This is a genomic window from Herbaspirillum sp. 3R11 (genome assembly GCF_004563925.1).
In the GTDB taxonomy this organism is placed as follows: Bacteria; Pseudomonadota; Gammaproteobacteria; order Burkholderiales; family Burkholderiaceae_D; genus Herbaspirillum.
The window spans coordinates 14,155-35,171 of the sequence record NZ_SPNJ01000006.1; the positions used below are offsets into that span (position 1 = coordinate 14,155).

Consider the following 21,017-nt stretch of genomic DNA (forward strand, 5'->3'; position numbering starts at 1 on the left):
CTCATCTGCCCCGCGCCGATGAAAGGTGAATATGTAACCTGCTCAATGTCCTCTCGCTACGGACCTTGAACAGGTTCGCGGAGCGTTGAATCAGGTCTTTGTTTCACCCATGAATCAACGTTCCACAAAAATGTTCGGGCTCAAAAAAATGCCCGGCGCTTGCGCGGGCATTTCTAAGGACTACACAGAGGTTTCGAGAAAGTATCGATAACAAGGCGCGTCAACGCAGACAGTGCGAATGCACGGCAAGTTGGCGCAACGCGGCTAGCGATGCTTTATCGGAAGCTCCTCATAAATCGAGTACCAGGCGGCGTCCTTTGCATCCTGAGACGCACACCATCATCATCTTGTTCGAGGCTTTCTCCGCCTTGCTCAGCACACCGTCGCGATGTTCCGGCTCGCCTTCGAGCACCTTGGTTTCGCAGGCGCCGCAGACGCCTTCGCGGCAGCTGTGCTCGACATCAAGGCCTGCGTCCAGCAGCGCATCCAGCAAGGATTTTCCGGCCGGCACCGTGACCGACTTTTTGCTGCGCGCCAGCTCGGCGACGTATTCATCACCCTGTACTGCTTCGACGTTTTCCGCCGCAGAGAAACGTTCGACGTGCACGTTGGGCAGATCGAGTTCGGCGCAGATGGCTTCAAATGCATTCAACATCGGCGTCGGGCCGCAACAATAGAAATGCGCGTCCTTCGGCTTGCTCGCGAGGAAAGCGCGCAGGTCCGGCGGCGCGCCTTTCTCGGCGTCGAAGTGGCTGCTTACATCCGGCTGTTGCAGCAACTCGCCGGCGAACGCCGCTTCATTGCGCGAGCGCGCGCAGTACAGCAACTCGGCCGACTTACCCTTGCCGCGCAGGTAATTGAGCATGCAGGAGATCGGCGTGATGCCGATGCCGCCGGCGACCAGCACCGAATGCGCGGCGCTCTCGTCGACCGGAAAATTGTTGCGAGGTGCTGAAATCGTCAGCGTCGCACCGACACGCAGCTGCTCATGCACGTAACGCGAACCGCCGCGGCTGTTGCGGTCGTTGAGCACGCCGACCACATAGCGATGGCGCTCGGCCGGCGCGTTCAACAATGAATAGCTGCGCACGATGCCGTTGCCCAGGTGCAGGTCGACGTGCGAACCGGCTTCGAATGCCGGCAGTTGCGCGCCTTCGGGCGAGACCAGCTCGACGCTGACGATACCCTGCGCTTCAAAGCGCATGGCCTGGACACGGACGGAAAGAAGAGAGCTGCTCATAAAAAATCCAAATCAGGAAACTGCTTGCTGCAAATCGATGTCGAGCCGCGCGAATGCATCGATCTCGACGGTCAATTCCGGAAACACCAGACCGCGGACTTCCACCAGCGTCGAACACGGGAAGGGACATGGATGCTGCGCTTTGAAGAAATCGCGGCGCGCGCGACCGACTTCATCCTTGTCCGTGATGTCCTTCACGTAAATCACCAGCTTGTAGATGCTGCCCAGCGTGCCGCCGGCAGCCTCCACCAGATCGCGCACCTTGCCCAGCACCACCAGCGTCTGCTCGTAGGTCGACAGCACGCTGTTGCGCGACGCCGGATGCGCGGTCATGCCCGACATGGAAATCTCATTGCCGATCACCAGGCAATTCGACCAGGTCGCGGTGGCCAGCTCGGCCACCTTGTCGGTCTTGATGTGCTTCACGGTTTGCATCTGGACGGTCATCTGCGCAGTCATCTACCTACGCTGCCTTCGCAGACTTGTTTTCCTGCGCCGCTTCTTCCTTCGCCAGTTGTTCCTTGGCGAGGCCGCGCATGTGGCGGCGCAGGCGGACGATGCCCATGTCGTGCTGGTACAGCATCTCGCGCTGGTTGGCGTCCGGTTCCATCACTTCCAGCACCGCGCGGTCTTGCTCCAGCACGTTCCAGTGACGTGCTTCCAGGCGGTTGCGATAGAGGAAGCGCCAGGTGTCTTTTTGCCAGCCGGTCAGCTTGCGGCAACGCCAGTGGAAGACAGCCGCGATGTTGTCGACGATGGGCGTGTAGCTGCCGACGATGACGAAGCTGCCGCCCGGGCCGCCGGTTTTCGGATACGGGATCGCCAGACGCATCCAGTGCAAATCGGTGTCGGCCCATTCGGTCCAGTCGAAGTTGACGTCGCGCTGGCCTTCTTTTTCAAACACGAAGCCGATGTCGGTTTCACGGATACCGAACGAGGCGGTGTTGTCGCCTTCGGCCATCGAATGCGATTGCTTGTGCAGGAAGGTGCCGTGCATCGGGTCCATGACGTTGTCCAGCACGTAGCGGTAGTCGCCCTTCCATTCGGTGTAGCACAGGAAGTTGGAATACTCGGGGCTGGTCAGTTCTTCCGGCAGGCGCAGCGGCGGCGGTTCGGCGATGTCGCTGCTGGCGTTGAACAGGAAGATCGCGCCGCAGGCTTCGGTGACGTGATACGAACGGGTGGCTTTTGCGCCTTCCAGTTTGCAGCCCGGGCTGCCGGGCACGCTCATGACGACGCCGTCAAAACGCACTTGCACGCCGTGGTAGCCGCAGGCGATGCGGTCGCCCATGGCGATGCCCATCGACAGCGGCGCGCCGCGGTGCGGACAGTGATCTTCCAGCGCGTGCAAGGCGCCGTTGGCTTCACGCCAGAGCACAAACTTCTTACCCAGACGGCGCAGCGACACAGGGCGCTCGGCGACGAATTCGGATGGGCAGATCGGATACCACAAATCTTTCAATCCAACGGCGAGGACTGCATCGACCGGATCATTGGCTGTCGTTCTCATTGACTATTCTCCTGAGGGTAAGCGGACTGTCGGCTTAGGCAGCCAGACGCGCGATTTCCTGTTGATAATTTTCCTCGGTCCAGACGCCGTTGTTGTACGGACAGCCGGGACCGGTGCGATTCAGGTGCGCGACCAGCGCCGCCAGCTCGGTGATGCCCGAACCATAGGCACGCTCGATGGAATCGCCCAGCAGATCTTCATACTGGGTCGGCGCACGACGACGCGCCTGATGGGGATTGAGATAAACCTCTGTGACTGTTGCAACCATTATTGGCCTCCATTCTTGACGCGCTCGCGGATACGCTCACGCACAGGTACAAAATCGTAAGTCGGGTAGCATTCCGTGCGGAACACACCCCAGGCGGAGCGTTCCAGCTCCACGTTCACCAGCGGCAGCAAGGCCGGCGGCAGTTCCAGCGTGACGATCTGGCCCAGGCCCATGGCCACGGTCCACGACACCACGCGCGTGCCTTCGACGGGAAAACGATCCCACCAGCCGACCTTCTTCATGTGCGCCTGGATGTCTTCCAGGTTCTTGGACTGATCGTGCTTGAGCAGCACGGTCAGCAGCATCAGGTCAGATTTTTTTTCCACGTCGCCCATCTCTCAAACCGTTTCCGCTTCAAGCGGGACAGCCCAGGCGTCGTAGCCGTAGACCCAATCCGCATTGCCGCCTTCGCGCAGCCAGTTGTTGCCGCGCGAGCCGATCTGGATCTTGCTGGTGCGCTCCAGGCGCAGGTCCTGATAGGTTTGCAGCGCCTCGGCTATGCCGTCGACAGTCGCTACTTTTTCCAGGCAGCGCGCCAGCACTACGGCGTCTTCAATCGCCATTCCGGCGCCTTGCGCCATGAACGGCATCATCGGATGGCTGGCGTCGCCCAGCAGCGTCATGTGGCCCTTGGACCAGTGCGGTAGCGGATCGCGCTCATACAATGCGGTCTTCAATACTTCGTCACAGGCGTCCAGCAGCGCGGTGGCGTCGGGATGGAAACCGGCGTAGCTGTCACGCAGTTCCTGCACGCTGCCCGGCGTGGTCCACGATTCGAGGTGCCAGGTTTCTTGCGCAGTGGTGGCGAAGATGAAAATGTCTTTGCCGCAGTTGAGCGGGAAGGTGACGATCTGGCTTTCCGGATTCGGGCCCCACCATTTGGTGAAGGCTTGCAGGTTCGGCACCTGCGCCACGCCGTCGGCCGGGATCACGGCGCGGAAGGCGACCACGCCGGTGAAGCGCGGGCTCTCCTTGCCGAACATGGCGCTGCGCACGGCGGAGTGGATGCCGTCGCCGCCGATCAGCAGGTCGACCTTGTCGGCGGTGCCGTCGGTGAAGCTCAGTGTGATGCCTTGTGCGTCTTCCACAATCGCTTCCGCACGCTTGGCGAACTGCACGCGTTCGGCGGGGAACACTTCGGCCAATGCCGCCAGCAAATCGGCGCGATGGATGGTCAGCTGCGGCGCGCCGTATTTCTTTTCGGCGGTGTCGCCCATTTCCAGGCGCGAGGTTTCTTCGCCGCTGTCCCAGGTGCGGCTGATGCGATGCGTCGGGCGCGCAGCGGTGCGGCGTACTGCTTCACTGATGCCGAGGCCGTCGAGTGCACGCACAGCATTTGGCGTCAGGTTGATGTCGGCGCCGACGCGCAGGAATTGTTTCGACTGTTCGTACACAACCACGTCATGGCCGGCGCGATGCAGCGCGATGGCGGCGGTCAGACCGCCGATGCCCGCGCCGAGGATGCCGATTTTGAAAGAAGACATATGACTTGCTCCGATTACTTGTGGGTCGGCTGACGGTCGGTCAGGAATTTCCCGGTCGGCCCTTGCGCATTCTTTTGACGGCGCGTGTTGCCGTCGATACCGCCGTCGATCGCCCATTCGGCGAACACGGTCGGACCCGGTTCGAAATCGCGCGGCTCCCAGTCGGCGTCGAGCTGGTCTTCATCGGCGTAGTACTCGATCAGGCCGCCGGCAGGGTTCTTGAAGTACCAGAAATACGCCGACGAGATCGGATGACGACCCGGGCCCAGTTGCGTGTCCCAGCCCTTGCGCGACATGTGCATGCCGCCGCCGAAGACTTCGTGAATATCGCGCACGGTGAAGGCGACGTGGTTCAGGCCCGAGCGTGCTTCCGGCGGTTGCAGCAGGAAGATGTCGTGATGGCCGCCGACGTCGGCGCAACGCAGGAAAGCGCCGCGTTCCGGATAGCGGTCGGACGGCACGAAGCCGAAATTCTCACAGTAGAATTTTTCGCAGGCCTTGACGTCCTTGACGAAGAACACCACGTGGCCGACTTCGATCGGCGAGGCGTGGTCGTACACCGGGCTGCGTTGATTGATGCGGTTCTTTTCGTTCCAGGTGTTCATGGTGGCGCACTCGACTTGCACGTCGCGCTTTTGCGAAACCTGGAAGCGCACGGCCAGGCCGTTCGGATCGGTGCAGCCGACGCGCTTGCCGTCACGCTTGTCCTCATTTATATAACCGGGCAAGTCCTTGATGCGTTCTGCAAATTTCGGCAACACCTCTGCGGCGGATACGCCCCACACCACTTCACGCAGCGTCGGACCGGCTTCGATGGCCGGCGGCAGAGTCGGATCGGCGCTGTTGCGCACGATCACGCGGCAACCGTTTTGCGATTCGAACACCAGCGCCTCGGCGCTCTCCTGCGCCAGCGTCATGCCCCAGTCGAGGAAGAACTGGCGGCAGGCGGCCATGTCGTCCGCGCCGTAAGTGATTTCGTCGATACCTAGTACGTCAATTCCAGCCATTTGCTTCTCCTTGAACTTAGCCTGCCCACGGCAACGGGTTTTCATTCAGTCCCCAATACATGCTCTTCTGCTCCATGTATTGCAGGATGCCGAGGCGGCCCTTTTCGCGTCCCAGGCCGCTGTCGCGCCAGCCGCCGAAGGGCGTCGAAATCGAAAACTGTTTATACGTGTTGATCCATACATTGCCGGCCTGCACCGCACGGCCGAAGCGCCAAGCCTTCTTGTAGTCGCGCGTCCAGATGCCGGCCGCCAGCGCATACACACTGTCGTTGGCTTGCGCGATCAAATCCTCTTCGTTATCGAACGGCATCGCCACCAGCACCGGTCCGAAAATTTCTTCCTGGCAGATGCGCTGGTCGTTGGTGACGCCTTCGATGATGGTCGGCGAGTAGTAATAGCCGCGGGCAAACTGATCGCCTGCAAGACGCGTACCACCAGTGCGGATGCGGCCGCCGTCGGCGACGCCGATGGAGACGTAGGACTCGATGCCTTCGCGATGGCGCGCGGTGATCAGCGGGCCCATCTGGGTACGCTCATCGGCCGGATCGCCGACGCGCAAGGCTGCTGCGCCTGCCGCCAGGCGTTCCATGAAACTGTCGTAAATGCTGCGCGCCACGAACAGGCGCGAACCGGCGATACAGGACTCGCCCGAGCTGCTGAAAATACCGTACAGCACACCGGCCACGGCGTGGTCGAGGTCGGCGTCTTCAAACACCATGGTCGGCGACTTGCCGCCCAGTTCCAGCGAGACCGGCATCATCTTGTCGGCCGCGATGTGGGCGATGTGCTTGCCGGTGGTGGTGCCGCCGGTGAAGGACACGCGCTTGACCAGCGGGTGCAGCGTGATGGCGTCGCCGATCACGGAGCCCTTGCCGGGCAGCACGCTGATGAGGCCTTTCGGCACGCCGGCTTCTTCACAGATCCTGGCCAGTTCCAGCGCCATCAACGGCGTGACTTCGGCAGGCTTGACCACCACGGCATTGCCGGCGGCCAGTGCCGGCGCCATCTTTTGCGCTTCGCTGGCGATCGGCGAATTCCACGGCGTGATCGCAGCGACCACACCCATGGCTTCGTAGACGCTCATGGTCAGGTTGTCGCCGCGCATCGGCGTAATGGTTTCTTCCAATGTCTCGCAAGCGGCGGCAAAAAATTGAAACGTGGCAGCAGCGCTACCGACCAGATTGCGCGTCTCGGTAATCGGCTTGCCGTTGTCGAGGCGTTGACGTTGCGCCAATGCTTCGCCGCGTTCGCGGATCAGTTGCGCGACGCGGTACAGGACGATGGCGCGCTCATGCGGTTTCTTTTGCGCCCAGCCGCTGGTGCGGAAGGCCTTGTCGGCGCCGACGATGGCTTCTTCGACATCGGCCACGCTGGCGGCATTCAGATAAGCAACCGCTTCGCCGGTGGCCGGGTACAGCGTGGCGTAGCGATCGCCGCCGCCCAGACGCCATTCACCCGCGACGCAGATCGGCAGTGTTTCGTTGAGATTCAGTTCGGTCATGATTGCTTGTTCACATCACTTAAATGGACAGCGCATGTGCACGATTACCGAGCGCACGCACCACACTGAATACGGTCAGCGCCGATGTCTTCGGATTGGCTGCCAGCGGCTTCCCGCGCATGGTCAGTTCGAAGCCGCCGAACTCGCCCTTGGCTTCGACGTGATGCACGTTCTCGGTGACACCCGGATCGGCGTACAGGCGCACCTGCGTGTGATCGAGACCGAGGCCGGCCAGCGACAGCGTCGCGGCGACGTTGGCGTTCTTCGGATACAGGCGCGCTGCTTCGCGCGCGGTGCCTTCGAAGATCACCGTCGCCACCGTCAGGTTGGCGAGGTCGAAAGGTCCGTCGGCCGGCGTGTCCTTCCACGCATGGGGCGGCTTGCGGCCGGTGTAGACCACCGACTCCAAGCCGCCGACGCGCGCCGCCGACAACGCATCGATCGCACCGATGGCGCCCGACAGCAATTGCACCTGGGTCTTGCCTTCGCGTGCTGCGGCTTCCAGCTTTTCGACCAGGCCGGGCTCCGACAGCGCGCCGATCGACACCACCATGCAGGGGATGCCGCGCAGCAGCGCCGGGATGATGTGCTCTTCGATCGCCTGGTGGCCGGCGCATTCGATCAGCAGGTCGGGACGGTCGTCGCCGAGACGGGTCTCGACGCGCGCCTTGGGGGCCAGCGACGACACCACGGTGCGGGCGTTCGCCATGTTCGCTTCCGGAACGATGACGACATCGAAGGCGACTTCCGGATCGCTTTTCAGCAACTCCATCACGCCGACGCCGATGGCGCCGCAACCGATCATCGAAACATGCAACATGGGTTTCTCCTCAGTTTCTTCAGACGGCTACGGTAGCTGCAGTTTTGCTCGTGGCGATGGACGCTGCAGCGGCTTCCGCTGCAGCTTTTTCCGTCACCGGCGGACCGGCAAACGCGGTCTTGAAACTGCCGATGGTCAGCATGTCGATTTCGAGCAGGAAAGGACCGGGCTGGGACAACGCCGTTTTCAACGCAGCTTCGACATCGGCCAGATTGCTGACGCGGGTGTGGCGCAGGCTCAGCGCCTGCGACAGTTGCGCGTAGTCCGGCGTGTGCAGGTCGACGTAGTGGCGACGGCCGCCGTATTGCACGTCCTGGATGTTCTTGATGACGCCGTAGCCCTTGTCGTTCATCAGCACGATGACCATGTCGGCCTTCTCTTGCACGGCAGTCGCCAGCTCACCCAGGTTGAGGATGAAGCCGCCGTCGCCGGCCAGCGTGAAGGTCTTCTTGCCGGAGGCGGTGACCGCTGCGCCGATGGCGGCGCCGATGCCCATTGCCAGGCCCTGGCCGATGCCGCCGCCGAGTGCATGCACGCCGGCCAGCGGGTCGAAAATACGCAGGTAGCGATTGCCCCAGGTGCTGTTCGAGACAGTGACGTCGCGCACCCAGTTGAACTTGCGGCCGGCGGCTTTTTGCACTTGCTCGACCAGCGCGCTGTAAGGACCGAGACCGTCGACCAGGCCGGCGACGGCAGCGTCACGCGCCTTTTGCAGATCGCCCATGAAGGCAGGATCGATCTGGATGGCGCTCTTGCGTTTTTCGAGACGATCCGCCAGGCCTTCCAGCGCCAGCGCCGCGTCGCCGCAGACGAAATGGTCGCTGTTGTAGCAGCGGCCTTCAGCCGACGGATCGGCGTCGACGCGATACAGCGGACGCGGCAGTTTCAGTTCGTACTTCAGGGTTTCGTTGCCGCGCAGGCGCGAACCGATCACGACGACGGCGTCGCAGGTCTGGTAGAAATTTTCGACCGGCTTGTGCAGGTTGAAGGAACCGAGCGAACGCGCATCGTCTTCCGCCACGATGCCGCGGCCTTGCGTGCTCGTGACCACGCCGAAGCCGAGCGCGAGCAGACGCTGCACTTGCTTGCCGGCCTCGCGCGCACCGCCGCCCAGCCACAACAGCGGACGCTTGGCCTTGAGCAGACGCTCGGCCAGTTCGTCGAGTGCATGTTCGGAAGGCGCCTGCACGGCGATCGGCAGCGGACGCAGGTCGGACGGCATCGGAATCAGCGCGGCCTGGATGTCGATCGGAATCTCGACGCTGACCGGGCCCATCGGCGGCGTCAGTGCGGTTTGCACGGCCAGCTTGATGGTGCTGATGGCAGTCTCGGTGCTGCGGATACGGAAGGCGGCCTTGGAGATCGCTTTCAGCATCGACAACTGATCGGGCGCTTCGTGGATGTAGGCCAGGCTTTGGTCGAGGTAAGGCGTTTCGATCTGGCCGGTCAGGTGCAGCAGCGGCGTGCCGGCGGTCAGTGCTTCGACCATGGCGCCGGCGGCGTTGCCGGCGGCAGTGCCGGTGGAGGTCAGGCAAACGCCCAGGCCGCCGGTGGTGCGTGCATACGAGTCAGCCATGTTGGCGCCGCCGGCTTCGCCGCGCGCCGGGATGAAGCGGATCTTGCCGCGCTCGCCGAAGGCGTCGAGGATGGGCATGTTGTGGATCGAGATCACACCGAATGCCGCCTTGACGTCGCATTGTTCGAGGAAAGCGGCGATGGCGCAGCCGACTGTGACTTGTTCTGTGGGTTGGTTTTGCTTAGGCATGGCGGGAAAGTCCTCCTGAAACATCGATGTGGCTGCCTGTTGTGTACGAAGAAAGCGGCGTCGCGAGAAAAACGATCGCGCGCGCGGCTTCCTGTGGATGACCGAGACGGCCGAGTTGAATATTCTTTTTTTGCGCCAGCGCCTGGGTCCATTGTTCCCAGGACAGGTCGAGATCGGCGCCGGTGCGCGCCTCGTAACGGCGGCGCCATTGGCCGGATTCCACCAGGCCGATGAGGATGCCGTTGACGCGGATCTTGTGTGTCGCGAATTCCGTCGCCAGCGAGCGCACCAGGTTATGGATGCCGGCGCGCGCGGCCGAGGTCGCCACCATGTGCGGCTCCGGCTGGATCGCCAGCAGCGAGTTGACGCAGACCACGGCGGCTTCGCCATGCGCGGCGCTCATGCGCTGCAGCTGCGGCTGGAAGGCGCGGGTCGGATAGATCACCGAGAAAAACTTCAGGCGCAGCTCTTCGGTCCATGCCGCATCTTCGGTATCGGCGAAGGTCGACACGCGACCCTGGCCGGCGTTGTTGACCAGCATCGAGACCGCGCCGAGCTTCTCTTCCACGGCGGCGGCGAAGGCTTGCACCTGCTCCTGCGACAGCACGTCGCAGACCGACGAAAACAGTTTTGCTTGTGGAAAGCGCACACGCAGTTGCGCTTCCACCTGTTGCAACCGTTCCTGGTTGCGGCCGCAAAACGCGACCGCCGCGCCGGCTTCGAGCAGCAGCTCGACCGTCGCCAGGCCGATGCCCGAAGAGCCGCCGGTAACGACGGCGACTTTGCCTTCGAGTTGAATCATGCTCATTGCTGTTACTCCCGCCACATGTTGACGACCTTGCCCGACTTCTGGGGAGCATGGTCAAGCAGGCGCGACAGTTCGTTCGCAGTGTCGCGCACCTTGACCACGATCAGGTCGAGCTGGTCGCTTTCGATGTGCGGCGATGGAATCGTTGCGCCCATCGCGGCCACCACCCTGCCGGAGTGATCGCGCACCGGTGCGGCGATGGTGGAGATGCTGGTTTCGAAGAAGCCTTCCTGCAGCACGTAACCGCGTTGCTTGTCGTTCTGCACCATGTCGAACAACTCGACCACGGTCTTCGGTGTATTGCTGGAGAAGACTTCCAGGTGATCTTCCGGATACAGGTCGCGCAGTTCGGCCAGGGTCAGGTCTTCCAGCAGCACGCGGCCGAGCACGGTAGCGTGCGCAGGCAAGCGGGTGCCGACGTTGACGTGGCTGGCAAACGCGGTTTGCGTGACCGACTTGGCGACGTACACGATGGAGCGGCCGTCGCGCACGACCAGATTGCAGGAGTAACTGATTTCGTCACGCAGGCGATCCAGCAGCGGACGACCGATCTCGGTCAGTTCCAGCGAGGCCAGGTATTCGAAGCCGAGGCGCAGTACGGCCATGCCGAGGCGATAGTCGCGGCCGCCGTCGTTGCGCTCGACGAAGCCCATGCGTTCCAGCGTGGTCAGCAGGCGGAATACGGTGGAACGCGGGACGTCGAGGCGACGCGCGAGTTCCGGCGCCGACAGGGTCTTGTCCTGGCGGCTGAACTCGCACAGCAGGCGCAGGCCGCGCTCCAGGCCTGGAACGAGGTATTTCTCTTGCGATTCTTCTTCTGGCAGCACTGGTTTGTTCATGATTTTTGTTTTAGGAAAGTTGATAAAGATGACCACTGAGCTGGTGACGTATCGCTGCTGCTACCGCTCCGGCTTGTTCGATGTAGCAGGCGTGGCCTGCATTGTCGATCAGGTGGAACGGCAAATTCAAATTCCAGGCCAGTTCACGGCTGTCGTCGGCCGTGGTGACCACATCCTCGGCGCCGCAATACACCGTCGCCGGTACGTGGCCCAGCATGCCGTTGGGTGCATACGCCTGCAGCGCGTCGCCGCACAGCATGTGCACCGCCTGCGTGTAGCCGGCCGGATTGAGCCACTGGATGTTCCAGCGCACCCAGGCGCGTTCGGTGTCGCCGGCCTGCGCCGACAACATGCGCGCCGGGCTGCGTTCTGCCATGCCTTCGACGCCGATGGTGCGCAGCACGTCGAGACGTTCTTGCGCAATCTGCCGGCCGCGTTCCTGTTTGGCGTCGCTGCCGTAGCCTTGCGCCGGGCTGATCAGCAGCAGACGCGAAGCGCGTTTGTAGCCTTTACCGACATAGGCCGCCGCCATCATGGCGCCGAGCGAATGGCCGACCAGCAGGCAGTGGTTGACGCCCAGCGCTTGCAGGAACAGCTCCAGCCGCGCAGCGTAATCGGCCGCGCTCGGCTGCATCTGCGGCAGCGCGGTCGAGCGACCGTAGCCGGGCGCGTTCCAGGCGATGACCTGGGCGTCTTTTTCAAGACGCAGCGCGCATTGCAGCCACGACGCCGCACCCGAACTGATGCCATGCAACAGCACGATCACCGGGCCGCGTCCGCACGAGCGATACGAGACGATGCTGCTGTCATTACCATCCTTGCCGAGATCGACGGTGCTTTCCGCGAAGCGTCCCTCGAGCAGGCTCAGGGAATCCTTCAGCGTGTCGGCGCAGGTGACGGAGGCGGGTGCGTGCGGAGTCATGTCGGTTTCCGGTGGGCTCTTTGCTGTGGATCAGCCGCGTTTGATGGAAGCCAGCGGATGGTCCGCCGGATAAGTCGGCGTGATCGGCTTCTTGGCGCCCAGCATCACGCACATCAGCGCGTCTTCATCGCCGATGTTGATTTCTTCGCGATACACGCCGGGCGGCACCGACACCACGTCGCGGTCGGTCAGGATGGTTTCAAAGCGCTCACCGTCTTTTTCCAGCACCAGCTTGAGCTTGCCGCGCAGGACGAAGAACACTTCCTCGACGTCGATGTGCAGGTGCGGCGGACCTTCGTGGCCGGCCGGGATGATCATGGTCGAGAAGGTGAAATGCTCCGACGGAATCACGTTGGTATCGACTGCAACACCGGTGCCGCCGGTGCCGATGTAGCGCATCTGTGCGCGGCGGAATTTCGGGTCGTAGTCGGCCTGGAACTTCAGCGCGTCCCAGTCGTACTTGCGCGTCGACAGGCGCGCCACGCGCGATTCCATCCAGTCGCCGAAGCTGCTGCCTTCAGGCTGGTCCCAGCTGCGCTGGACCTGGTTTTGTTCAGACATGTCGGTCATTCTTTTCTCCTTGGTAGGTCAGGGAAATTTCACTAATCAATTCATCACGAAGCCGCCGTTGACGGCCATGACTTGCCCCGTATAGAAGCGGGACAAATCGGACAAGGCAAAAATCACGGCGCCGCAGACGTCTTCCGGCAACTGGTCGCGCTGGATGGCGCGGCGGTCGTGGTAGGTCTGGTGGCGTTCTTTCGGTACGTATTCGGTGGCTTCGACCAGCGTCAGGCCCGGCGCCACGGCGTTGACGGTGATGTTGTCGCCGCCCAGTTCGCGCGCCAGCGAACGCGTCATGCCGATCACCGCGCTCTTGCTGGCGACATAGGCCAGCAGATTGGTGGCGCCCCACAGCGGCGTGTCGGACGACAGGTTGACCACGCTGCCGCGGCCCGATTCGCGCAGGGCCGGCAGGCAGGCGTTGGTCATGAGCCAGGTGCCGCGTACATTGACGTCCATGACCTTGTCCCACATGTCGATCGCCAATTGCTCGGTGGTCTTGCCGCCGGAATTGGTGATCGCGGCGTTGTTGACCAGGCCGTCGAGACCGCCCAGCCATTGCACCGATGCCTTGGCGCACACGTCGATCGACTGCGGGTCTGCCAGATCGACGGTGAAGCCGGCGACGTTCAGCCCGCGTTTTTGCAGATCGGCGACCGCGCCATGCAAAGTGTCTTGCAGGATGTCGGCCATTGCCACGCTGGCGCCGGCTTCCGCCACCGCAGTGGCGAAGGCCAGGCCGAGGCCGCGCGCAGCACCGGTGATCAGGACACGGCGGCCGGCCAGCAGTTGATTTGATGAAGTCATCTCGCGTCGCTCCATCAGACCGTGCTGGTGTGCACTTTGGGCAGGTAGTGCAGGACGCGGCGCTCGGCCCACACGACGGCGCCGTAAGTGACGATACCAATCAGCGTCAGCGCGCAGATGGCGACGAACACGGCGGCGGTATTGCCCTGGCCTTCGCCGTCGACCAGCAGGTAGCCGAGGCCTTGATTGCCGCCGACCAGTTCGCCGACGGTGACGCCGATGACGGACAGCGTCGATGCAATGCGCAGGCCGGAGAACAGCGCCGGCAAGGCCGAACGAAACTCAACCAGATGGAAGATCTGCCAGCGTCCGGCATTGAGCGTGCGCACCAGGTTGACCATGTCCGGGTCCACCGTACGAACCGCCGACAGCACGTTGATCATGATCGGGAAGAACACGATCAGCACGGCAACGATGATCTTCGGATAAATGGTGTAGCCGAGCCACATCACGAACAGCGGCGCGAACGCGACCTTCGGTGCAATCTGCAAGGCCAGGATGTACGGCGACAGCATGGCTTCGGCGCGCGGCGACAAACCCAGTGCGACGCCGACGGCAAGGCCGAGCAGCGCACCGAACAGGAAGCCGAACACCACTTCCATCGCGGTGATGCCGAAGTGGGTCAGCAGGTCATTGTTGTTCCACATGACCACCGATTCCTTGAGCACGTGCGACAGGTTCGGCAGGATGTATTCCGGCATGCCGAGCCAGCCCGGGCCCCATTGCCATGAGGCCAGGAACAGGACCAGTACCACCAGGCTGCCGCAGACGGTGCGCGCGCGCTCATTGAGCAGCGGGCGTTTTACCTTGGCGATGGTGCTTGTCTCTGGCGCAGGCGTAGTCATGGGATTGGCTGTAGTAGAGGTATCCATTTATCTGGCTGTTCCAACGAATTGATTGGTGAAGAGTTCGTTGACCGGCGTGGCCTTGGTCACGATGCCTTCGCTGACATAGAACTTCTGCACGCTGTCCATGCGGGCGGCGTCGATCTGGCCCAGGGTCTTCTGGCCGGCGTAGACGTATTTGCGATACATCTCGAAGGTGGCTTCGATGCTGGCTTCCTTGCCTTTATAGGAAGGCAGCGCAGCGACGTAGTCGGTGGCGGCGGCTTTCGGGTCTTTCATGATGTCCTGCATGCCGCGCAGGGTGGCGCGCACCAGGCGCTTCAACAGTTCAGGCTTGTTCTTGATGGTGTCGTCGGACGCCAGGATCGCCTGCGCCATGCTCTTGAAGCCGCCGTTGTCGAGCAGCTCGACCTTGGCGCCGGCATCGGTCGAATTGACGACCCAGTCAGGCACGCCGGCGAATGCCGAGGCCTTGCCCGCAGTGAACACCTGCCATACGCCTGCAGGACCGGCGGCCTGGATCTGCAGGTCGGTCTTGGACAGACCGGCGGTCTTGAGGCTGCCGAGGAAGGCGTAGTAAGTGGTGTCGGTGTACGACATCACGGTGACGGTCTTGCCCTTGAGGTCTTTGAGCGACTTGATGTTTTCGTTGGCGTTGGCGGCGACCATGGTGATCGAGCCGGCACCCAGGACGGCGATGGCCTTGACCGGAATGCCGTTGGCGCGCACCACGATCGGTGTGTCGCCGATGGCGCCGCCGATGACGGCATTGCCCGCGCCGATCTGCTTGGCGACGTCGACGCCGCCCTTGGCGACGATGAAGTTGATCTTGAGGTTTTCGTCAGCGTAATAGCCCTTGTGCTGCGCCAGCACCCACGGTGCGAAGGCCGGCGAATTCGGCGGCGCCGGCAGCAGGTAGGTCACTTCTTCCGGGGCGGCCTGGGCGATGCCCGGCACCACGGCGGTGGCGGCGAATGTCGTGGCAACGGCGGCGCTCAGGACCAGCTTGCTGCAGAAAGAGGCGAGAAATTTTTTCATGCTTGCTTCACTCCTAGTGTTCGGTGGTGATCAGGTTGGATGTTTGGATGTGTCGGATACGTCTGCTGAATCAGTGGAGCTCTGCCGTCTCTTTGCCGACTTTGAGCAACTCCATCAGGCGGCCTTGCAGCGGGCCGATTTCCGGCAGCTTGCGGCGCTCCAGCGGGTTGTCGCGGAAAGGCAGGTTGACTTCGATCTCTTCGATGATGGTGCCGGGACGTTCGCTCATGACCAGCAGGCGGTCCGACAGCGCGATCGCCTCGACCAGGTCGTGAGTGATGAAGAGCGCGGTCTTTTTCTTCTCGAACAGCATCTTGGCCAGATCCTGCTGCAAGACCATCTTGGTCTGCGCGTCCAGCGCCGAGAACGGCTCGTCCATCAACAGCACTTGCGGATCGACCGCCAGCGTGCGGGCCAGCGCAGCGCGTTGGCGCATGCCGCCGGACAGTTGGTAGGGATAGTGGTCTTCATAGCCCTTGAGGTGGCACTTGGCCAGCAGCTCGTCGGCCACGCGATTGCGCTCCGCTGCGCCGACGCCGTCGATTTCCAGACCGAGCGAGACGTTGGCGCGAATATTGCGCCATGGCATGAGCAGGTCTTTTTGCAGCATGAAGGCGACGTTGCGGACCGGCTTGGTGACGCGCTGGCCGCCGACGATGACTTCACCGGAAGTCGGCAGGTACAAACCGGCGCCCATGTTCAGCAAGGTGCTCTTGCCGCAGCCGGACGGGCCGATGATGGAAACCACTTCGCCGCTGCGAATCGACAGGTTGACGTTGGTGACGGCGGCGCGCGCCTGGGAAGTCTGGCGGTCGACGAAGCTCTTGCCGACGTTGCGAAATTCGATTTCGATCATGATGCCTCTTGGTTAGTTACTTGTTGCTTTGGCGCCCTCGCGCCTAATTACGTGACATTTGCTGAAGCCGGCGACCGGTAGGTGGCTGGTGCGGCACAAACGCCAGTTGTCTCATATATAAAACCACAAACCAAATGCGAGATATACGAATCAAATATAGCAGATATTCCGCAAAAAGATAGTGCTTTTTGTTTCATATATGGTTTGATGATTTATATAAGAACTGTTTTCTACGTATTGCATGATGTGTGCCACCCGAAAATCCGGGTTTTTGTCTCGTATTTCAGACACTTGTTCACCAAAGAAACGCGCCGACGCGCCGCACCGGTGCGGATTGCACCAATTCCAGACGGCCGGGGCTGCAGTGGCTCCACGCAAAAAATGCCGGATTGGCGTTCGATCGGGGGCTGACGACAATGGCGATACGCATCGTCTTCACATTCCTTGAAGAATCTTCACGCGTCTTGAGAGGCGTTTTCGCTGATTTACAGCGCATTAACTTCCGCTTACAGGCTTTGCCACGATGATTGCCGCGAGGGCCTGTCCTTTGCAGGACCCGTTGCCGGTCATCGGTTTTTATCGGTTTGCCAGGGGGGAAGATCATGATTCAGGGACGCATCGCCTACGTTGCTTTGGGTGCAGGACTTTTATGTGTATTGAGCGCGTGCAGCAGCCCGCCGACGATGGTGCAGGGACCGACCAGCGTGCGGCCGGCCTATCCGGTGGCCAACATCGAGAACAACGGCGCGATCTTCCGCGTCAGCAGTGCGCAGCTGTTTGAAGAGTCGACCACGCATTACGTGGGCGACATCCTCAAGATCGAGATTTCCGAGTCGCTCACCGGCAGCAACAAGTCGACCACCTCCAACAGCCGCGACACCAGCCTCAAGCAAGTCGGCCCCGGCGCGGGCTCATCCATGAGCGGCCTGCTGGCGTCGGTCTTCAACATCAACGCGACGGCCACCGGCAGCGATTCCTTCAAGGGCACCGGCCAGACCGACAACAGCAACAGCATGAACGGCAGCCTGATGGTGTCGATCATCGAGGTGCTCCCCAACGGCAACCTGGTGGTCGCGGGCGAGAAGCGCATCGGGATGAACGGGTCGATCAACACCTTGCGGTTTTCGGGGGTGGTGAGGGCGCGCGATATTCGCGGGGGGAATGTGGTTTCTTCCAGCAATGTGGCGGATGCGCGGCTGGAGCAGGTTGGAGGAGGAACTGTGGCGGATGCCAATTCGCAGGGGTGGATGCAGCAGTTTTTCAGGAGTGTTTTGACGTTTTGGTGATGAGGGTTTAGCGCTGCTTTTTGAGAGCGGCGTTTTGTTCCGACTTGCTGTGTGTTGTTGCTGATGCTGCTCTTTCTTCGATCAACCCTTCGCCGGGGGTAGCCCGGCAGCTACTCACTTTTCTTGTCTCGCCAAGAAAAGTAAGCAAAAGAAGCGACCGCTGGTTCGTAGCCCCCTGCGGGGGTTCCCGGCGTCGTCAGGCGCAAATCGGGAGGGGAAACAAACTCGCTGCGCTCAGACAAGTTTCCCCTCTTTATCCGATTTGCACCTGCCGCCACCGGCTACTCGCAAGCGGACTTCCAGACTGGCTCGCTGCGCATCGCCAGGGGACAGAGATGATTTGACGGTCACCGTTATTCGCTATCGCTAAAAAAACGAAAGAACGAGAATCACGATGCCGCAGGCGAGCCACCCAAGGCAATGCGAAGCGAGCCGAGGAAGAATTCCGCTTATGAGTCGCCGTTGGTGACGTGCTCAAATCGGATAAAGAAGGGAAACTTGTCTGAGCGAAGCGAGTTTGTTTCCCTTCCCGATTTGAGTGCGGCGCCAACGGGAACCTCGCGCAGCGAGGCGGCGAATCGCGGTCGCCTTTCTTTGCTTACTTTCTTTGGCGAAGCAAAGAAAGTGAGTAGCCGCCGGGCTACCCCCGGCAAAGGTTGATCGAAGAAAAAACAGAATCAGCTACAGGCAAGGGCAAGTCGGAACAACAGGCAAGACCTTAAGACCCGCCAAACACGACCGGCGTCCCGACATTGTTGGTAGCCTCCACCACCGGATTACTAATCAACAAAGCATCCACCACCGGCCCCAACTTGCTCCCGGTAGAAGACCACTTGTCCTGCGCAATCGACCCCATCTTGTACGAAGCGCTCCCCACCACCCGCCCCTCCTTGCGCAAGGTCACCGAAGCAAACGTCAGGTAAGGCATGTAAGCATTGCTGAAGGTCTTCATGTCCCATTTGACGAACGCTGCATACGCCAGCGTCATCGAACAACTGCCCGGCTGGGTGCCGGCGTCGTACACCCGGCTCGGCACGCCGTGGCGTTGCAGTTCGCTCTGCAGGCTGGGGACAAAATCGCTGAGCGCGACCGCGCCGTTCCACTCGATGCAGATCTCCTTGATCGGCGCGTGCGCGAAGACGATGGGATTCTGCGGCGTGGCCGGCGTCATCGACGACACGCCGGAGATGGCGGAACCGAGCAGATTGGCGGCTTCCACGATCGGACTGGGCGACATGACGACGCAGCCCGATAGAGAAAATGCTGAAGTGGCGCAGACGGAGGCGAAGAGAATTTTGATCATGGCGGCGACCGGTTCGACGATGAGTGAAATTCATCATATCCGCCGATGTTCCCGGATTCGCGCGCTTTTACCCTGATTTACGCCATGCCGAATGCAGCTTTACACTCAGGGCAATTGCATGAAGCTTTTGTTTTCCCCTCGTACTCCCTCCCCTTCAAGGGGAGGGTTGGGGTGGGGATGGGTTTCAGGGAAGCAGCACATTCGTCTTATTCCATATGGTGTTACTCCAAAAATACAGAACAGTGAAACAACGCGTTTGCATTAGTAACCCATCCCCACCCCGGCCCTCCCCTTGAAGGGGAGGGAGTGTTCAGGAAATACGGCTCTCTCCTTCATCCAATCGCCCCTGGCTTTACACTCGCCGGTTTTCTGTAGCCTGTCCGCGACGATGGCACAATGGACGCTCTGATTTTCAGGAGAAGCATCATGCGCACATTGCTGTCCACCGTTGCGGTCACAATGTTAACGGCGACCACGTTCACAGTCCACGCCGACACGCTCAAAAGCGAAACCGAAGTACGCCAGCTCGCCGACAAGGTCATGGCCGCCGCCGGCAAGGGACAAACCGACGACGCCTACGCGGCAATGACCCCGTACACGCTGACCGACATCAACACGCTCGACCGCGCGCGCCTCAGCAACCGCACTTCGCGCATGCAGCTCGAGCAATACATCGGCGGGTCGGTCGGCTACGAATTCATCCGCAGCGAAAAGGTGGGAGAGTCGCTGCTCAAGCTGGTCTATATAGAGAAGGCCGAAAAGCAGGCGATCCCCTGGCAATTCATTTTCTACAAAACCAGCTCAGGCTGGGCGCTGAGCAACTTCAGCAACGGCGACAACATCAACAGTTTGTTTACCCGCTGACGTGAACTAGTTACTGGAAAGCCCGCAACGGACTCAGATCGTCGCTGACGATTTCGGTCGCCACGCCGGCGATCTTGTCGGCGATCAGACGGCTCGAACCGCACGCCGTGGTCCAGCCGTTGGAGCCGTGGCCGGCGTTGAGGTAGAGATTGGAAAAAGCCGTCGCGCCGATCAGCGGTGCGCCGTCCGGCGTCATCGGACGCAAGCCGGCCCAATAAGTGATGCCGCTCATGTCGGCGCCGCCCGGGAACAGCGAGCTCAGCGACTTGATGGCCGTAGCGCAGTCACGCGGCGTCACTTTCGTGTCCCAGCTGCCGATCTCGGCGGTGCCGGCGGCGCGGATGTGCGAACCCATGCGCGTGATCGCCACCTTGTAATACTCATCCATCACGCCGCTCTTGGGCGCGGCCGTGGCATCGGCGACCGGCACCGTGATCGCATATCCCTTGACCGGATACACCGGCAATTGCAAACCCAGCGGTTTGACCAGCGCCACCGATGCGCTGGCGCAGGCCACCACATAGGCGTCCGCTTTCAACATGCCGTTGGCGGTACGCAGTCCGGTGACGGCGCCGCCGGCGTATTCGATCTGCTGCACGGAAGTACCGAGCACGAAGCTGACACCCTGGGTCTGCAGCCAGTCGGCCAGCGCGCGGGCGAACAGCGGACAATTGCCGGTCTCGTCCTGCGGCAGCAGCATGCCGCCGACCAGTTGATCGCGGGCGGCGCGCAGGGCCGGGTCGAAGGCGACGCAGGCGTCGGCGTCGAGCAGCTCATACGCCACGCCGGCTTCGGCCAGCACGCGCGCAGCGAGACCGGCGTTGTCCATGCCCTCCTGCGTGCGGAACAGCTGCAGGTTGCCGACCGTGGTTTGTTCGTATTGGATGCCGAGGCGTTCGCGGATGTCTTTCAGTTGCGTGTGGCTGTAGCGCGCCAGCCGGCCCATGCGCGCCTTGTTGACGGCGTAGCGCTCGGCATTGCATTGCGACAGGAACTGGCCGAGCCAGCGCCATTGATGGCGGTCCAGGCGCGGCGTGAAGCGCAAGGCCGACTCCATGCCCAGCCAGCTTTGCAGCGACCACTTGAGCGACTTGCCCTTCATGCCGGGTGCCGCCCACGGCGTGGCGTAGGACGGGCAGACATGGCCGGCGTTGCCGACGCTGGTTTCGGCCGCGACGTCGGGCTGGCGGTCGACCACCGTGACGGTGTAGCCCTTTTCGTGCAGGAAATAGGCAGTGGTTACGCCGACGATGCCGGCGCCGATGACGATGATGTGCATGGCTTGTTAAT

General features: G+C 61.8%; 22 protein-coding genes. 2 read left to right on the forward strand and 20 right to left on the reverse strand.

Going from position 1 to position 21,017, the window contains the following annotated elements; genetic code table 11:
* Window positions 1-289 precede the first annotated feature (289 nt).
* The 18 genes from E4P32_RS22120 to E4P32_RS22205 all read right to left on the reverse strand — a co-directional run bounded on the left by E4P32_RS22120 (window position 290) and on the right by E4P32_RS22205 (window position 16,274).
* Window positions 290-1,240 (reverse strand): PDR/VanB family oxidoreductase, encoded by a 951-nt coding sequence (locus E4P32_RS22120; protein ID WP_116436071.1) that lies wholly within the window; start codon window positions 1,238-1,240, stop codon window positions 290-292.
* Between the two features lie 12 nt (window positions 1,241-1,252).
* Window positions 1,253-1,699 carry a RidA family protein gene (locus tag E4P32_RS22125; RefSeq protein ID WP_116436072.1) on the reverse strand — a complete coding sequence of 149 codons (447 nt, stop codon included), beginning with the start codon at window positions 1,697-1,699 and terminating at the stop codon, window positions 1,253-1,255.
* A gap of 4 nt (window positions 1,700-1,703) precedes the next feature.
* Window positions 1,704-2,750 (reverse strand): aromatic ring-hydroxylating dioxygenase subunit alpha, encoded by a 1,047-nt coding sequence (locus E4P32_RS22130; RefSeq protein ID WP_050480017.1) that lies wholly within the window; start codon window positions 2,748-2,750, stop codon window positions 1,704-1,706.
* A 34-nt stretch (window positions 2,751-2,784) separates the two neighbouring features.
* Window positions 2,785-3,018 (reverse strand): recombinase-like helix-turn-helix domain-containing protein, encoded by a 234-nt coding sequence (locus E4P32_RS22135; RefSeq protein ID WP_116436073.1) that lies wholly within the window; start codon window positions 3,016-3,018, stop codon window positions 2,785-2,787.
* On the reverse strand, window positions 3,018-3,353 hold the full coding sequence (locus E4P32_RS22140) for a hypothetical protein (protein ID WP_116436074.1): 336 nt from the start codon (window positions 3,351-3,353) through the stop codon (window positions 3,018-3,020). Before E4P32_RS22140 ends, E4P32_RS22135 begins: the two co-directional genes overlap by 1 nt.
* A gap of 3 nt (window positions 3,354-3,356) precedes the next feature.
* The gene (locus tag E4P32_RS22145; protein WP_116436075.1) at window positions 3,357-4,502 is read right to left on the reverse strand and encodes an FAD-dependent monooxygenase; all 1,146 of its coding nucleotides are present in this window, start codon (window positions 4,500-4,502) and stop codon (window positions 3,357-3,359) included.
* A 14-nt stretch (window positions 4,503-4,516) separates the two neighbouring features.
* Window positions 4,517-5,509: a VOC family protein gene (locus E4P32_RS22150; protein WP_199525684.1), complete on the reverse strand. Its 993-nt coding sequence runs from the start codon at window positions 5,507-5,509 to the stop codon at window positions 4,517-4,519.
* 16 nt (window positions 5,510-5,525) lie between these two features.
* Window positions 5,526-7,001, reverse strand: a complete 1,476-nt coding sequence (locus tag E4P32_RS22155) for an aldehyde dehydrogenase (RefSeq protein WP_116436371.1) — start codon at window positions 6,999-7,001, stop codon at window positions 5,526-5,528.
* A gap of 28 nt (window positions 7,002-7,029) precedes the next feature.
* Window positions 7,030-7,830 carry an aspartate dehydrogenase gene (locus E4P32_RS22160; RefSeq protein WP_116436076.1) on the reverse strand — a complete coding sequence of 267 codons (801 nt, stop codon included), beginning with the start codon at window positions 7,828-7,830 and terminating at the stop codon, window positions 7,030-7,032.
* Between the two features lie 19 nt (window positions 7,831-7,849).
* On the reverse strand, window positions 7,850-9,595 hold the full coding sequence (locus tag E4P32_RS22165; protein ID WP_116436077.1) for a thiamine pyrophosphate-binding protein: 1,746 nt from the start codon (window positions 9,593-9,595) through the stop codon (window positions 7,850-7,852).
* Window positions 9,588-10,403: an SDR family oxidoreductase gene (locus E4P32_RS22170; protein ID WP_116436078.1), complete on the reverse strand. Its 816-nt coding sequence runs from the start codon at window positions 10,401-10,403 to the stop codon at window positions 9,588-9,590. The genes E4P32_RS22165 and E4P32_RS22170 overlap by 8 nt, the downstream gene beginning before the upstream one ends.
* A 5-nt stretch (window positions 10,404-10,408) precedes the next feature.
* Window positions 10,409-11,242: an IclR family transcriptional regulator gene (locus tag E4P32_RS22175; RefSeq protein WP_116436079.1), complete on the reverse strand. Its 834-nt coding sequence runs from the start codon at window positions 11,240-11,242 to the stop codon at window positions 10,409-10,411.
* A 10-nt stretch (window positions 11,243-11,252) separates the two neighbouring features.
* Window positions 11,253-12,164: an alpha/beta hydrolase gene (locus tag E4P32_RS22180; protein WP_116436080.1), complete on the reverse strand. Its 912-nt coding sequence runs from the start codon at window positions 12,162-12,164 to the stop codon at window positions 11,253-11,255.
* Between the two features lie 30 nt (window positions 12,165-12,194).
* Window positions 12,195-12,734 carry a cupin domain-containing protein gene (locus E4P32_RS22185; protein WP_116436081.1) on the reverse strand — a complete coding sequence of 180 codons (540 nt, stop codon included), beginning with the start codon at window positions 12,732-12,734 and terminating at the stop codon, window positions 12,195-12,197.
* Window positions 12,735-12,770: 36 nt separating this feature from the next.
* Complete coding sequence (locus tag E4P32_RS22190) at window positions 12,771-13,535, reverse strand: SDR family oxidoreductase (RefSeq protein ID WP_116436082.1); 765 nt, start codon at window positions 13,533-13,535, stop codon at window positions 12,771-12,773.
* A 14-nt stretch (window positions 13,536-13,549) separates the two neighbouring features.
* Window positions 13,550-14,407 carry an ABC transporter permease gene (locus E4P32_RS22195; protein ID WP_116436083.1) on the reverse strand — a complete coding sequence of 286 codons (858 nt, stop codon included), beginning with the start codon at window positions 14,405-14,407 and terminating at the stop codon, window positions 13,550-13,552.
* Window positions 14,408-15,418 carry an ABC transporter substrate-binding protein gene (locus tag E4P32_RS22200; protein WP_116436084.1) on the reverse strand — a complete coding sequence of 337 codons (1,011 nt, stop codon included), beginning with the start codon at window positions 15,416-15,418 and terminating at the stop codon, window positions 14,408-14,410.
* A 70-nt stretch (window positions 15,419-15,488) separates the two neighbouring features.
* Entirely contained in the window at window positions 15,489-16,274 is a 786-nt protein-coding gene (locus E4P32_RS22205; protein WP_116436085.1) for an ABC transporter ATP-binding protein, read from the reverse strand.
* Between the two features lie 602 nt (window positions 16,275-16,876).
* Here E4P32_RS22205 and E4P32_RS22210 point away from each other — a divergent pair.
* The gene (locus tag E4P32_RS22210; RefSeq protein ID WP_116436086.1) at window positions 16,877-17,560 is read left to right on the forward strand and encodes a flagellar basal body L-ring protein FlgH; all 684 of its coding nucleotides are present in this window, start codon (window positions 16,877-16,879) and stop codon (window positions 17,558-17,560) included.
* A 718-nt stretch (window positions 17,561-18,278) separates the two neighbouring features.
* Here E4P32_RS22210 and E4P32_RS22215 read toward each other — a convergent pair.
* The gene (locus E4P32_RS22215) at window positions 18,279-18,863 is read right to left on the reverse strand and encodes a cell division protein FtsI (RefSeq protein WP_116436088.1); all 585 of its coding nucleotides are present in this window, start codon (window positions 18,861-18,863) and stop codon (window positions 18,279-18,281) included.
* Between the two features lie 426 nt (window positions 18,864-19,289).
* Here E4P32_RS22215 and E4P32_RS22220 point away from each other — a divergent pair, with 426 nt between their 5' ends.
* Window positions 19,290-19,727 (forward strand): hypothetical protein, encoded by a 438-nt coding sequence (locus E4P32_RS22220; RefSeq protein WP_116436089.1) that lies wholly within the window; start codon window positions 19,290-19,292, stop codon window positions 19,725-19,727.
* Window positions 19,728-19,737: 10 nt separating this feature from the next.
* Here the strand turns inward: E4P32_RS22220 and E4P32_RS22225 are convergent, their stop codons facing one another.
* Window positions 19,738-21,006 (reverse strand): D-amino acid dehydrogenase, encoded by a 1,269-nt coding sequence (locus E4P32_RS22225; protein ID WP_116436090.1) that lies wholly within the window; start codon window positions 21,004-21,006, stop codon window positions 19,738-19,740.
* Between the last annotated feature and the right edge of the window lie 11 nt (window positions 21,007-21,017).